The organism is Nocardioides sp. N13(2025), assembly GCF_051912545.1.
GTDB lineage: Bacteria > Actinomycetota > Actinomycetes > Propionibacteriales > Nocardioidaceae > Nocardioides.
Window position 1 is genome coordinate 933,826 of sequence record NZ_CP196809.1, and the last position, 12,966, is coordinate 946,791.

Annotated in this window: 11 protein-coding genes; 6 read left to right on the forward strand and 5 right to left on the reverse strand. The window is 70.8% G+C overall.

Going from position 1 to position 12,966, the window contains the following annotated elements; translation table 11 throughout:
• Positions 1–211 precede the first annotated feature (211 nt).
• Positions 212–616, forward strand: a complete 405-nt coding sequence (locus ACS3YM_RS04540) for a nuclear transport factor 2 family protein (RefSeq protein ID WP_439938888.1) — start codon at positions 212–214, stop codon at positions 614–616.
• A 129-nt stretch (positions 617–745) separates the two neighbouring features.
• A complete protein-coding gene (locus ACS3YM_RS04545) occupies positions 746–2,272 on the forward strand; it encodes a LuxR C-terminal-related transcriptional regulator (RefSeq protein WP_439938889.1) in 1,527 nt (508 codons plus the stop codon).
• Between the two features lie 61 nt (positions 2,273–2,333).
• Here the strand turns inward: ACS3YM_RS04545 and ACS3YM_RS04550 are convergent, their stop codons facing one another.
• Complete coding sequence (locus ACS3YM_RS04550; RefSeq protein WP_439938890.1) at positions 2,334–3,575, reverse strand: GNAT family N-acetyltransferase; 1,242 nt, start codon at positions 3,573–3,575, stop codon at positions 2,334–2,336.
• A gap of 69 nt (positions 3,576–3,644) precedes the next feature.
• Here ACS3YM_RS04550 and ACS3YM_RS04555 point away from each other — a divergent pair, with 69 nt between their 5' ends.
• Together ACS3YM_RS04555 and ACS3YM_RS04560 are read left to right on the forward strand one after the other, a co-directional pair.
• Positions 3,645–4,613 carry a zinc-binding dehydrogenase gene (locus tag ACS3YM_RS04555; RefSeq protein WP_439938891.1) on the forward strand — a complete coding sequence of 323 codons (969 nt, stop codon included), beginning with the start codon at positions 3,645–3,647 and terminating at the stop codon, positions 4,611–4,613.
• A gap of 10 nt (positions 4,614–4,623) precedes the next feature.
• A complete protein-coding gene (locus ACS3YM_RS04560) occupies positions 4,624–5,319 on the forward strand; it encodes an SDR family oxidoreductase (RefSeq protein ID WP_439938892.1) in 696 nt (231 codons plus the stop codon).
• Here the strand turns inward: ACS3YM_RS04560 and ACS3YM_RS04565 are convergent, their stop codons facing one another.
• Entirely contained in the window at positions 5,320–5,847 is a 528-nt protein-coding gene (locus tag ACS3YM_RS04565; RefSeq protein ID WP_439938893.1) for a nitroreductase family deazaflavin-dependent oxidoreductase, read from the reverse strand.
• A gap of 5 nt (positions 5,848–5,852) precedes the next feature.
• Entirely contained in the window at positions 5,853–6,503 is a 651-nt protein-coding gene (locus tag ACS3YM_RS04570) for a TetR family transcriptional regulator (RefSeq protein ID WP_439938894.1), read from the reverse strand.
• 147 nt (positions 6,504–6,650) lie between these two features.
• Between ACS3YM_RS04570 and ACS3YM_RS04575 the strand changes: the two genes are divergently transcribed.
• On the forward strand, positions 6,651–7,736 hold the full coding sequence (locus ACS3YM_RS04575; RefSeq protein WP_439938895.1) for a flavin reductase family protein: 1,086 nt from the start codon (positions 6,651–6,653) through the stop codon (positions 7,734–7,736).
• Positions 7,737–7,753: 17 nt separating this feature from the next.
• Positions 7,754–8,857 carry a fatty acid desaturase family protein gene (locus ACS3YM_RS04580; RefSeq protein WP_439938896.1) on the forward strand — a complete coding sequence of 368 codons (1,104 nt, stop codon included), beginning with the start codon at positions 7,754–7,756 and terminating at the stop codon, positions 8,855–8,857.
• A gap of 15 nt (positions 8,858–8,872) precedes the next feature.
• On the opposite strand, the gene ACS3YM_RS04585 is transcribed toward ACS3YM_RS04580, so the two are convergent.
• Positions 8,873–9,049 (reverse strand): DUF6104 family protein, encoded by a 177-nt coding sequence (locus ACS3YM_RS04585; RefSeq protein ID WP_439938897.1) that lies wholly within the window; start codon positions 9,047–9,049, stop codon positions 8,873–8,875.
• 12 nt (positions 9,050–9,061) lie between these two features.
• Positions 9,062–12,826: a multifunctional oxoglutarate decarboxylase/oxoglutarate dehydrogenase thiamine pyrophosphate-binding subunit/dihydrolipoyllysine-residue succinyltransferase subunit gene (locus tag ACS3YM_RS04590; protein ID WP_439938898.1), complete on the reverse strand. Its 3,765-nt coding sequence runs from the start codon at positions 12,824–12,826 to the stop codon at positions 9,062–9,064.
• Positions 12,827–12,966: the final 140 nt, after the last annotated feature.

The following is a 12,966-nucleotide window of genomic DNA, read 5'->3' on the forward strand; positions in this document are numbered from 1 at the left end:
GGCCTGTTGAGTACTGGCGTCACCCGCGCTGCGAGCGCCCCATCGGCGCCTTTGGAGCGCTCGGCCCTGGCGCGGAAAACTCACCCGCACCCCCATCCGCATTCCAGCTCAGCGAATGTACCAACACGTCACCGAGGGCGGATCGGCATTTCGCCCGATGCGGCGGCCGGTTCCCAGTTCCTATGGTCGGTCCATCAGGTACACCCGAGCGATGGAGGGCATGATGAGCGCCCACTCGAATGTTGCGGTCATCGATCGGATGACCCAGGCGATCACGGAGAACGACCGCGAGACGCTTGCCCGTGTCTTCACCGACGACATGGTCTTCCACGGTCGTGGTCCGATCCCGTTCGCCGGCGACCACGACGGAGTCGACGGCCTGCTGGCGGCCCTCGGCACCGTCTTCGAGCTGACCGACGGGGACGTGAAGCTCGAGCAGCTGTTCTGCTTGGCGGACGACGAATGGGGGGCGGAGTGGGAACACGCCGTCTTCGGCCGCAACGGGCGGACGTTGGAGATGAATGACTCCTTCGTCTACCGGTTCGACAACGGTCGCATCCGCGAGATGTGGTTCATCGCGGCCGGACCAGCCGAGGCGGCGTCGTTCTGGGCATAGGCGCCGTCCTCGCGCGACACTGAGCCCATGGGCACCAGCCTCGGACGCGCACGCGAGGCGTTCAACAAGGGGGCCTGGCGACGGGCGTACGACGAGCTGTCCGCGGCAGCAGTCGCCGAGCCGCTCGAGGTGGACGATCTCGAGCGGCTGGCGTCCGCGGCGTACCTCGCCGGACTCAGCGACGAGAGCCGGTCGGCCTGGATCAGCGCGCACCAGAAGTGTGCACACGTCGGCGACGTTGCGCGGGCGGCCCGCTGCGCCTTCTGGCTGGCATTCGCGCTGTTGAACGCCGGCGACCTGGCGCGCGGAGGCGGTTGGGTCGACCGAGCCCAGCGGCTGCTGGACGACCGCAAGATCGACTGCGTCGAGCGCGGCTACCTGCGTTACGCGTCCGCGCTGCGTGCAGCGTTCTCCGGCGACGTGAGAGCCGGGCACGAGGCGTTCCACGCGGCGGCCGAGATCGGCGTCCTCTTCCACGACCCCGAGCTCGCAGCGCTGGCACGGATCGGCGAAGGCAGATGCCTGATCTGGCTCGACCGGGTCGACGAGGGGGTCGCCCTGCTCGACGAGGGAATGGTCGCCATCGAGGCCGACGACGTCTCGGCGATCGCGATCGGCGATGCCTACTGCACCGCCATCGAGGGCTACACCGAGCTGTTCGATGTCCGCCGCGCCCACACGTGGACCGCCGCGCTCAGCCGCTGGGTCGACGCTCAGCCAGAACTGATGCTGTACCGAGGTCAATGCCTGATCCACCGCGCCGAGATCATGCACCTCCGCGGCGACTGGGATGCCGCGGCCGACCAGATCGACGAGGCCTACCACCGCCTGGCCGATCCGGTGGGGCAACGGTCGCGAGGCGCCGCCGCCTACCTGAAGGGCGACCTGCACCGGCTCCGTGGCCGGGACCGCGCGGCCGAGGTCGAGTTCCAGCTGGCCAGCGAGCTCGGCCGCGATCCGCAGCCGGGCCTCGCGCTGCTGCGCCTGGCCACGGGAAGGCTCGAGGCAGCCGCCGCCTCCATCCGGAGGGCCTATCACGAGGCCGGTGACCCCATGTCGCGCGCGCGACTGGCCGGCGGCTACGTCGAGATCACCCTCGCCGACGGAGATCTCGCCTCCGCCCGAGCCGCGGCCGACGAGCTCGGCGCCGTGGCCGGCGCACTCGGGCGACCGATGCTGACCGCACTGCACCTGCAGGCCCTGGGTGCCGTGCTGCTGGCCGAGGACCAGCCCGAGAACGCCATGTCCGCGCTCCGGCAGGCGCTGGCCGGTTGGCGCGAGCTGGACGCGGCCTACGAGGCCGCCCGCACGAGGGCGCTGATCGCCGCCGCGTGCCGAGCGGTTGGCGACGACGACACCGCCGAGCTCGAGCTCGCCGGGGCCCTCGCCGTCTTTGATCGCCTCGACGCGGTCCGCGACGCAGCCGCCGCCAGGGCTGCGCTGCAGGTTCCAGCCCCGCCGTCCAGCGGTCTGACCAGCCGCGAGGAAGAAGTCCTGGTTCACATTGCCAAGGGGCTCACCAACCGTCAGATCGCCGAGCGTCTCGTCGTCAGCGAGAAGACCGTGGCCACCCACGTCGGCCACATCCTCACGAAGCTGGGACTGCCCAGCCGTGCCGCCGCCACTGCCTACGCGTACGAACACGGTCTGCAGTGAGCGGGCCCCCCGAATCGTCCGTGCGCGGTGCGAACGCGCGGCGGCGCGAGTGGTCCGTCGGTCAGAACCCGATCGACGGCTCCGGATCGACCGTCGTCCGCATCGCGCGCGCGAGGTCGGCGTACGCCCCGGGCCGGTGCTCGCGGACGAGCCCGGCACGCAGCCGGCCCCCGATGCCGTGCCCGAGGAAGCCCGCGCCCAGCACGGCGACGTCGAGCGAGACGTCGGCGGGGGAGTCCGTGCGCGTCGCCGAGCCCTCGCCGCCCGAGGCACGGACGCGCCAGCGTCCGGCGTTCCACGGCGCCCAGCGGTCCTCGACCTCGACCACCACGTCGCAGTCGTCCTCGTAGGAGCGGAGGGACCAGGCCGCGCCGAGGTCGACCAGACGCACCCAGGTGCTGTCGAAGGTCTGGAGCTCGCCGGTGTCGCGGGGGCCGCCGACCCAGGAGAGCAGCGGGTCGTCGACCCCGACGTTCTCCAGCTTCGTGGTGCCCATCAGGTCGAGGTCCACCAGGCGGCGGGCCAGGGCCAGTCGGGCGGAGGGCGTGCCGCAGAAGGTGCCGACGACGACGGTGCCGGACGGACGCGCGTTGTCCCACTTGTGCTCACGGCGCAGCCCCACGAAACCGATGTCCTGCCCGTCGCGCCGGGCGAAGAGGACGCGGCGACGCTCCTTGTCGCGCAGGGCCTCGGCCGGCTCCAGCGACATGAGCGAGAAGAAGTCCGGTGAGCCGATGATCGTGCCGGGGGAGCTCTGCGCGTGCGCCACCTGGCAGGCACGCATCCGTTCGGCGACGCCCGGGGCCGCCATCGTCGCGAGGTTCGTCGTGATGCTTGCCGCCTCGTCCTCGAGGTGAGGAGCGGTGAACGTCGTCCCGCGACCGATCGAGACCTGCAGCTGGAGCGCGGCCATGCCGTAGCCGAACCGGCCGTAGATGCCGGGCTCGCTGGCGTGGAGCGCCGAGACGGCCGTCCCCGCGTCGTGCGTGCGGGCCAGGTGGTCGGCCATCATCGCGGCGAGCACGCCCCGGCGGCGCGAGTCGGGGTGCACGCCGACCCACGTGAGGCCGGCGATCGGCACCACCGCCCCGCCGGGCAGCGACATCTCCATCGGACGTACGCCGTAGATGCCGCTGTGGAGGTCGTCGGGGCCGTCGGGCAGGTCAACCGCGAACCGCTGGTCCTCGGGCAGACCGAGCCGCAGGTGCTCGCCGTCGGCGTCGGTGACCTCGCCGAACCACACGAGCTGGTCGGTGGCCAGGAACTTGGCGGCGTCCTCCGAGGGACGTACGTCGATGCTCACCGGGCCACCCAAGCGTCCGGGTGGAGGACCCGCAACCGGATAAACGGCGGCACTCGCTAGGGTCGAATCATGTTCGCCGTCTACGCCGAGTCCTTCTCCTCCGACGACCCGCTGAGCGGCCTGGTGGTGGGGGAGCGGCCCGCCCCCGAGGCGCCCGACGGCTGGGCGACGGTGATGGTGAAGGCCGCGAGCCTCAACCACCACGACCTCTGGTCGCTGCGCGGAGTCGGGTTGCGCGAGGACGCGCTCCCGATGATCCTCGGCTGCGACGCGGCCGGCCTCGACGAGGACGGCAACGAGGTCGTCGTGCACGGCGTCATCGGCGACCCGGCGTGGACCGGCGACGAGGCGGACGACCCCGGCCGCTCCCTGCTCTCCGAGCGGCACCAGGGCACCTTCGCCGATCAGGTCATCGTGCCGCGGCGCAACCTCGTGCCCAAGCCGGCCTCGCTCTCGTTCGAGGAGGCCGCGTGCCTGCCGACCGCGTGGCTCACGGCCTACCGGATGCTCTTCGTGCAGGGCGGCTGCAAGCCCGGCGAGACCGTGCTCGTGCAGGGCGCCGGAGGTGGCGTCGCCACCGCGCTGATCACCTTGGGCCGGGCCGCCGGCCTCACGGTGCTGGCCACGACCCGGGACGAGGCCAAGGGGGAGAGGGCTCGCCAGCTCGGCGCGCACGAGGTCTTCGAGTCCGGCGCGCGCCTGCCGGTCAAGGTCGACGCCGTGATGGAGACCGTCGGCAGGGCGACCTGGACCCACTCGATCCGCTCGCTGCGCCCGGGCGGCCGCATCGTCATCAGTGGCACGACGTCCGGCCCGAACGTCGACGACGCCGGGCTCACCCACGTCTTCTTCAAGCAGCTCTCGATCATCGGCTCGACCATGGGCACCCGTCACGAGCTCGACCAGCTGGTGAGGTTCCTCGACGCCACGGGTGCCCGGCCGCTCATCGACCGCGCCCTGCCGATGGACCAGGCCCGCGACGGCTTCGCCGCCATGGCGGAGGGCGACGTCTTCGGCAAGATCGTCTTCACGCGATGAGGATCGTGCGGTGAAGCACGTCGTCACCGGTGCGGGCTCGGGGATCGGGCTGGCGCTGGCCCGCCGCCTCGCCGACCGTGGTGACGACCTCGTCCTCGTCGCCCGCGACGAGGGCCGCGCCGCCGAGCTCGCGCGGAGCTTCCCGCGGGCGCAGGTGCTGGTGGCCGACCTCGCCGATCCCGGCACCCTCAACGGCTTGGGGCGTCAGGTCGACGGGCCGGTGGACACGGTGCTGCATGTCGCCGGCGTCGTGGAGCTCGCCCCGGTGAGCCGGCTGCGCCTCGCCGACTGGGAGGAGCAGATCGCGGTCAACCTCACGGCTCCGGCGGTGCTGACCCGCGAGCTGCTCCCGCACCTGCGCGAGAGCGGCGGGACGGTCGTGTTCGTGAACTCCTCCGCGGGCCTGAGCGCCGGCGCGGAGTGGTCGGCGTACGCCGCCTCGAAGTTCGGCCTGCGCGCCCTCGCCGACTCCCTGCGAGCCGAGGAGGTGGAGCACGGGGTGCGGGTCAGCACGGTCTACCCGAGCCGCACGGCGACCCCGATGCAGGAGAAGGTGCACGAGCAGGAGGGGCGGACCTACGACGCCTCACGCTGGATCAGCGTCGACACGGTCGTCGACACGATCCTGCACGTGATCGACCTGCCGGCGGACGCGACGATCCCGGACGTGACGGTCCGGCCGGTGGTCCCGCTGTCCGGCAGGTGATCAGACGGGCTCGAGCACGAAGGCGCGGACCCGGCGGCTCTCGCCGATCCGCCGGCGATAGCTGAGGTAGCCCGGGTAGAACCGGGCGGCCAGGGCGAAGATCTCCTCCGCCTCGTCGGGCGTCGCCGCCCGCGCGGTCACCTCGCGCGAGACGTTGCGGAAGGTGACCGTCGCCCGCGGGTCGGCCTCCAGGTTGAGCACCCAGGCAGGCGTGGACGGCTGCCCGAAGTTGGTGCCGAGCAGCGCCAGCGTGCCGTCGTACGGCGTCGCGATGAGGTGGCTCGTGCGCCGTTGCCCGGACTTGCGACCGGTCGTGGTCACGTCGAGGACCGCCAGCCCGGCGAGCAGGCCCGGCGCGCTCTGCCGGCCGCGGCTCAGCCGGCCGACGAGGTCGTCGAGGTGGCGCAGCGAGCGCGAGAAGATCCAGCCGCCGACGCGTGTGCCCGCGCCCGTGCGGACCAGGCGGTGCAACGGGTTGGCGGAGGCGTGGGAGTAGCCGAGGTCGGCCGCGAGGCCAGGGGAGGACATGGCGGTCAGCCTTCCGCGGCCGGCTCGCGGGAGCGCCAGTTGAGCGCGCCGACCAGCAGCATCCGCAGCTGGGTGCGGGCCTGTGCCAGCGTGCGGGCCTCCGAGTCGGGGTCGTCGACCAGCCGCTCGGCCATGGTCACCACGAAGGAGACGATGAGGTCGGCGAGCAGCCCGATGTCGGTGCTGGAGTAGTGCTCGGCCGCGCCGCTGCGGGCGATGTCGGTGGCGAGCTCGCGGGTGATCAGGTCGATCTCGTGGCCGATCGCCTCGCGCACGCGGGGCGGGCCGGCGGTGCGCTCGCGCGCGATGAACGCGTAGTGGGAGCGGTTCTCGCGCACGTGCTGGGCCACGATCGGCAACGAGCCGTCGATGAAGTCGCGGTACTCCGGCGCGTGCCGCCACACGTCCAGCAGCATCTCGCGCAGCGACCGGAAGCTCTCGTCCACCAGCGCGAGCCCGAGCAGCTCCAGCGACCCGAAGTGGCGGTAGAAGGCGGTCGGCACCACCCCGACCTGCTTGGCCACCTGGCGCAGCGAGATCGCCATCAGGCTGGAGTCGGCCGCCAGGGCGAGCGCGGCGTCGAGGATCGCGCGCCGGGTGCGCTCCTTGCGCTCCGCGCGGGACGCGGTGTCCGTCGGCTCGGTCTGGGTGGCCACGGCCCGATCGTAGGACATCGACGGCAGAAGAGGCGGTGCACAACTGTTCACGGAAGTGCGCCGGATCACGGGCGCAGGCGTTGACGCCAGTCAGAGGTGCGGCCATAGTTGAGTGAACAAACGTTCACCGACGTGAGGAGACCGGTCATGACCGTCGTCTCGAGGATCGCCCGTTCGCGCACCGTCGCGGCGCTCGCGTCGCCGCACGGTGTCGACCACTACCTCTCCCGGGTCAACCCGATGTGGGCCGCGCACGAGGTGCGCGCCCGGGTCGTCGACGTACGCCGTGAGACCGACACCCCCGGTGCCCCGGTCGCCACGCTCACCCTCCGGCCCACCGCCACCTGGCGCGGCCACCGTGCCGGCCAGTACGTCCAGGTGGGCCTCGACCTGCCGGGCTCGGCCCGACGCATGACGCGCTGCTTCTCGATCTCCTCTCCCGCCTCGGGAGCAGGGGAGGAGATCACGCTGACCGTCCGCTCCCACGCGGACGGCCAGGTGAGCAAGCGTCTCGTCGACGCCGAGCCCGGCCAGCTCCTGCACCTCTCGCAGGCCCAGGGGGACTTCACCCTGCCCGTCAGCCCGGCCACGCCCGGGATCGACCCGCTGCTGTTCATCACGGGCGGCTCGGGCATCACGCCCGCGATGTCGATGGTGCGCACCCTGCTCCGTGACGGCTACGACGGCCGGGCCGGGCGACCGGTCACCTTCCTCCACCACGCCCGCTCCGAGGCCGACCAGATCTACGCCGACGAGCTGGCCAGGATCGCCGCGGAGGACAACGACGTCACCGTGCACCTGCGCCACGGCGCCAGGTTCAGCGAGCTCGAGCTGCGCCGGCTCGTCCCGCGCTTCCGCGACACCGACACCTGGGCGTGCGGACCGGCCGGGATGATCGACCTGGTGCGCGCGGCGTACGGCGACAGCCCGCGACTGCGGCTCGAGCTCTTCAAGCCGCCGAGCACCAGCGTCGGGACCGCCGAGGGCGACCTCACGTTCGCCGGCAGCGACGGGCAGGTCGCCAACAGCGGCGGCTCGATCCTCGAGCAGGCCGAGCAGCTCGGCCTGACCCCTGAGTTCGGCTGCCGCATGGGCATCTGCTTCACCTGCACGACCCGCAAGGCCGAGGGCACCGTGCGCAACGTGCTCTCCGGCGCCGAGTCCTCACTGCCCGACGAGGACATCCAGATCTGTGTCTCCGCACCTGTCGGCGACTGCGTCGTCGACCTGTGACCGACGAAAGGACACCCATGACCACCACGCACCCCCAGCTCACCCCCGACCAGCTCGACGCCTTCGGCGAGGAGATGGACGCGCTGCGCCAGCGCGTCCTGGCGGACCTCGGCGAGGACGACGCGGCCTACATCCGCGGCGTCGTCAAGCGCCAGCAGCAGCTCGAGGTCCTCGGCCGCGCGCTGTTCTACCTCCCGCCGGCCTGGCCGCTCGCGGTCGCCGCGCTCTCGGCCTCCAAGATCCTCGAGAACATGGAGATCGGCCACAACGTGATGCACGGCCAGTACGACTGGATGGGCGACCCGCACCTCAACTCGCGCATCTACGAGTGGGACAACGTGTGCCCCAGCGAGCAGTGGAAGTACTCCCACAACTACATCCACCACACGTTCACCAACATCCTCGGCAAGGACCGCGACATCGGCTACGGCATCCTCCGGATGGACGAGGACCAGAAGTGGCACCCGTACTACCTGGGCAACCCGGTCTACGCGTTGCTGCTGATGGTCTTCTTCGAGTGGGGCGTGGCCATGCACGACCTCGAGGTCGAGAACATCGTCAAGGGCACCCGCACGATGGAGGACAACAAGGCCCTCCACGCCGGCATCATGCGCAAGGTCCGTCGCCAGGCGCTCAAGGACTACCTGCTCTTCCCGGCGCTCACGGGACCGCTGTTCCCGCTGACCTTCGTCGGCAACGCGACCGCCAACCTGGTGCGCAACATCTGGGCGTTCAACATCATCTTCTGCGGCCACTTCCCTGCCGGCGCCGAGACGTTCAGCGCCGACGAGTGCGAGGACGAGACCCGCGGCCACTGGTACTACCGCCAGGTCCTCGGCTCCGCCAACATCTCCGGCGGTCCGCTGTTCCACATCATGTCGGGCAACCTGAGCCACCAGATCGAGCACCACCTGTTCCCCGACCTGCCGGCCAGGCGCTACCCGCAGATCGCGCCGGAGGTGCGCGAGATCTGCGAGCGCTACGGGATCGCCTACACGACCGGTCCGCTGCGCAAGCAGCTGGCGAGCGTCGCCAGGAAGATCTGCCGTCTCGCGCTGCCCGGACGACGTACGCCGTCCCGGCCGAGCGAGCCGGCTGCCGCCCGCCCCCTCGCCGCCTGAGCCGGCCGGCCCGCCTCAGTCCTCGGGGTCGTCGAGGCGGGCCAGCCAGGTCGCCAGGCGCTCGACCGGGGTCTCGAACTCCGGGTGGGCGTCGACGAAGGCCTGGAGGTGCTCGGCGAGCCATGCCAGGGTGACCTCCTCGTCACCCCGGCGCTTCTCGAGCTCCTCGATGCCCCTGTCGGTGAAGTACACCGCCAGCCGGCCTCAGTAGTCGGTGCCGCGTGCGTTCGGCGACTCGAAGGCCGCGTCGAGCAGCGTCTTCTGCTCCTCCACGTGGCGCTTGAGGGTGCCGACCGACGGCGACGCAGACGAGGGACGGGTGATCGGCTCGACCGTGAGGTCGAGCTCGGGCCACACGTTGAGCTGGTAGTGCGGCCACGGGCCCATGTTGCGCGGCTCGTCCTGCACCCAGCGGATCGCCTTGAGGTTGGGGTACTTCGCGACCTCGGCCTTGATGTCCTCGATCGGCGTCGGGTAGAGCCGCTCGACGCGGCCGATGGCGAACTTCGAGCCCTCCTCGCGCTTGCCGCGCTCGACCATGAGGTCCCAGGTCACGCGGCCCGAGCACATGATCAGCGTCTCGACCTGCGAGGCGTCGGCGTCGTCGTCACCGATGAACGCGCGGAACGTGGTGCCCTCGACGAAGTCGGCCGGCTGCGAGGCGGCCTCCTTGCGCTTGAGCATCGACTTCGGGGTGAAGACGATGAGCGGGCGGTGCTCCTCGCCGAGCGAGTGGCGACGCAGGAGGTGGAAGTACGACGCCGGGGTGGACGGCTGGGCGACCACCATCGTGTCCTCGGCGCACATCGTCAGGAACCGCTCGATGCGGGCCGACGAGTGGTCAGGACCCTGGCCCTCGTAGCCGTGGGGGAGCAGCAGCACGACGCCGGACTGCTGGCGCCACTTGGTCTGGCCGGCGGAGATGAACTCGTCGATCACGGTCTGCGCGCCGTTGACGAAGTCACCGAACTGCGCCTCCCACAGGACCAAGGCCTCGGGCCGCGCGACGGAGTAGCCGTACTCGAACCCGAGGGCGGCGTACTCCGAGAGCAGGGAGTCGTAGACGTGGAACTTCGCCTGGTCCTCGGTGAGGTTGGTCAGCGGGGTCCACTCGTCGGCGTTGGTCCGGTCGATGATCGTGGCGAAGCGCTGCACGAAGGTGCCGCGACGCGAGTCCTGGCCGGCCAGGCGCACCGGGCGGCCGTCCATCAGCAGGGAGCCGAAGGCGAGGATCTCGCCGGTGCCCCAGTCGATCGGGCCGTTGGTGATGGCGGCCGAGCGGCGCTGCAGCTGCGGCATCACCTTCGGGTGGACGGTGAAGTCCTCCGGCGGCGTGACGTAGCTGTCGGCGATCCGCTTGAGCACCTCGGGGGTCACCGCGGTGGAGAAGTCGCCGGCCGGCTTGTCCGGGTAGTCGGGGACGGTCGTCCACTCGGTGGGCGCCTCCGAGCTGGCCTCGCGCACCTCGGTGAAGACCCGCTCCAGCTGCTGCTGGTAGTCCTTGAGGACCTGCTCGGCCTCCTCGATCGTGATGTCGCCACGACCGATGAGCGACTCGGTGTAGAGCTTGCGGACCGATCGCTTCTGCTCGATGAGGTCGTACATCAGCGGCTGGGTGTACGACGGGTCGTCGCCCTCGTTGTGACCGCGACGGCGGTAGCACACGAGGTCGATGACGACGTCCTTGTTGAACGCCTGGCGGTAGTCGAACGCCAGCCGGGCCACGCGGATGCAGGCCTCGGGGTCGTCTCCGTTGACGTGGAAGATCGGCGCCTGGACCATCCGCGCCACGTCGGTGGCGTAGAGGGAGGAGCGCGAGGAGCCGGGTGCGGTGGTGAAGCCGACCTGGTTGTTGATCACCACGTGGACGGTGCCGCCCGTGCGGTAGCCACGGAGCTGCGACAGGTTGAGCGTCTCGGCCACCACGCCCTGGCCCGCGAAGGCGGCGTCGCCGTGGACGAGCAGGGGCAGGACCGGGAACTTCTCACCCTGGTCGAGCAGGTCCTGCTTCGCGCGGGCGATGCCCTCGAGCACCGGGTTGACGGCCTCGAGGTGCGAGGGGTTCGCGGCGACGGAGACCTTGATCTTGTCGCCCGAGCCCGCGAGGAACTCGCCCTCGGCGCCGAGGTGGTACTTCACGTCGCCGGAGCCCTGGACCGTCCGCGGGTCGATGTTGCCCTCGAACTCGCGGAAGATCTGGCTGTACTTCTTGCCCACGATGTTGGCGAGCATGTTGAGCCGGCCGCGGTGGGCCATGCCGATCGTGACCTCGTCGAGGCCGGCCTCGGCCGCTGCCTCGCAGATCTCGTCCACGAGCGGGATCGTGGTCTCGCCGCCCTCGAGGCTGAAGCGCTTCTGGCCGACGAACTTGGTCTGGAGGAAGGTCTCGAAGGCCTCGGCCTGGTTGAGCTTGAGCAGGATCCGCAGCTGCTCCTCACGGGGCGGCTTCACGTGCGGCTGCTCGACGCGCTCCTGGATCCACTTGCGCTGCTCGGGATCCATGATGTGCATGTACTCGATGCCGGTGGTGCGGCAGTAGGAGTCGCGCAGGATCCCGAGGATGTTGCGCAGCTTCATGAAGCGCCGGCCCTCGCCGCCGAACGACCCGGTCGCGAACTCGCGGTCGAGGTCCCACAGGGTGAGCCCGTGCGACTCGATCTCGAGGTCGGGGTGGCTGCGCTGGCGGTACTCGAGCGGGTCGGTGTCGGCCATCAGGTGGCCGCGGACCCTGTAGGCGTGGATCAGCTCGAGGATCCGGGCCTGCTTGACGATGTCGTCGTCGTGGGAGGCCACGACGTCGCGCGCCCAGCGGATCGGCTCGTAGGGGATGCGCAGCGAGCGGAAGATCTCGTCGTAGAACTCGTTCTCGCCGATCAGCAGGCTGTGCACGCGCTTGAGGAACTCACCCGACTGCGCGCCCTGGATGACCCGGTGGTCGTAGGTCGAGGTCAGCGTCATCGACTTGCTGATCGCGTTGCGGTTGATCGCCTCCTCGGAGGCGCCCTGCCACTCCGGCGGGTACTCCATGGCGCCCACGCCGATGATCGCGCCCTGGCCGGCCATCAGCCGCGGCACGGAGTGCTCGGTGCCGATGCCGCCGGGGTTGGTGAGGGAGATGGTGGTGCCCTGGAAGTCGGCCACGGTGAGCTTGTTGTCGCGCGCCTTGCGCACCACGTCCTCGTAGGCCGTCCAGAACCCGGCGAAGTCCATCGCCTCGGCGCCCTTGATGCTCGGCACCAGCAGCTGGCGGGTGCCGTCGGGCTTCTTCATGTCGATCGCGAGGCCGAGGTTGATGTGGGCCGGCGTGACCAGGTTGGGCTTGCCGTCGACGACCTCGTAGCCGACGTTCATCTCCGGCATCGCGCGCAGCGCCTTGACGAGGGCGTAGCCGATGATGTGGGTGAACGAGACCTTCCCGCCGCGGGCGCGGGCGAGGTGGTTGTTGATGACCGTGCGGTTGTCCCACAGGAGCTTGACCGGGACCGAGCGCACCGACGTGGCCGTGGGCACGGACAGCGAGGCGTCCATGTTGGCCGCGGTGCGGGCCGGGGCGCCGCGCAGGACGGTGTAGGTGGGCTGGTCGCTCGCCTGGGCCGGAGGGGCCGGCTTGGGGTCCTTGGCCACCGGCGTGCTGGTGCCCTTGGCCGGCTCGTCGGCCTGCGCCGCGGGGCGCGGGGTGGACTTGGCGGGCGACTTCGCGGGGGCGGGCTCGGGCGCCTTCTCCGGAGCCTTGGCCGGAGCGGCGGCCTGCGCGGGCGCAGCGGCGGGGGCCGGCGCCTTCTCGGGAGCCTTCGCGGGCGCCGATGCGGCCCCGTTCCCGAAGTACGCAGCCCACTCAGGACCCACGCTCGCGGGATCCTTGTCGTACTGCTCCTTCATCTCCTCCACGAGCCACTCGTTGGCTCCCAGGTCGGATGATGGTGCAACCGAGGACTGGTTGCCGGACTGCCCGTTCGGGGACTGCGCCACGCTTCTTTCGCCTCTTCCAGATCTCTTCGCGCAAGGTTTGACAACTGTGCCTGTTCAAGGGCGCTGACAAGGCTAGTCGCACACGCGGGCAAATGCAGGGGCGGGCTCATCCTTTGAGGCATGGTGTGGCCCACACCGCC

Bases quoted from the DNA above. Each gene is read 5' to 3' on its own strand.
- ACS3YM_RS04540 (WP_439938888.1), top strand. From the start codon at position 212: ATGGAGGGCATGATGAGCGCCCACTCGAATGTTGCGGTCATCGATCGG.
- ACS3YM_RS04555 (WP_439938891.1), top strand. From the start codon at position 3,645: ATGTTCGCCGTCTACGCCGAGTCCTTCTCCTCCGACGACCCGCTGAGC.
- ACS3YM_RS04565 (WP_439938893.1), bottom strand. From the start codon at position 5,847: ATGTCCTCCCCTGGCCTCGCGGCCGACCTCGGCTACTCCCACGCCTCC.
- ACS3YM_RS04575 (WP_439938895.1), top strand. From the start codon at position 6,651: ATGACCGTCGTCTCGAGGATCGCCCGTTCGCGCACCGTCGCGGCGCTC.
- ACS3YM_RS04580 (WP_439938896.1), top strand. From the start codon at position 7,754: ATGACCACCACGCACCCCCAGCTCACCCCCGACCAGCTCGACGCCTTC.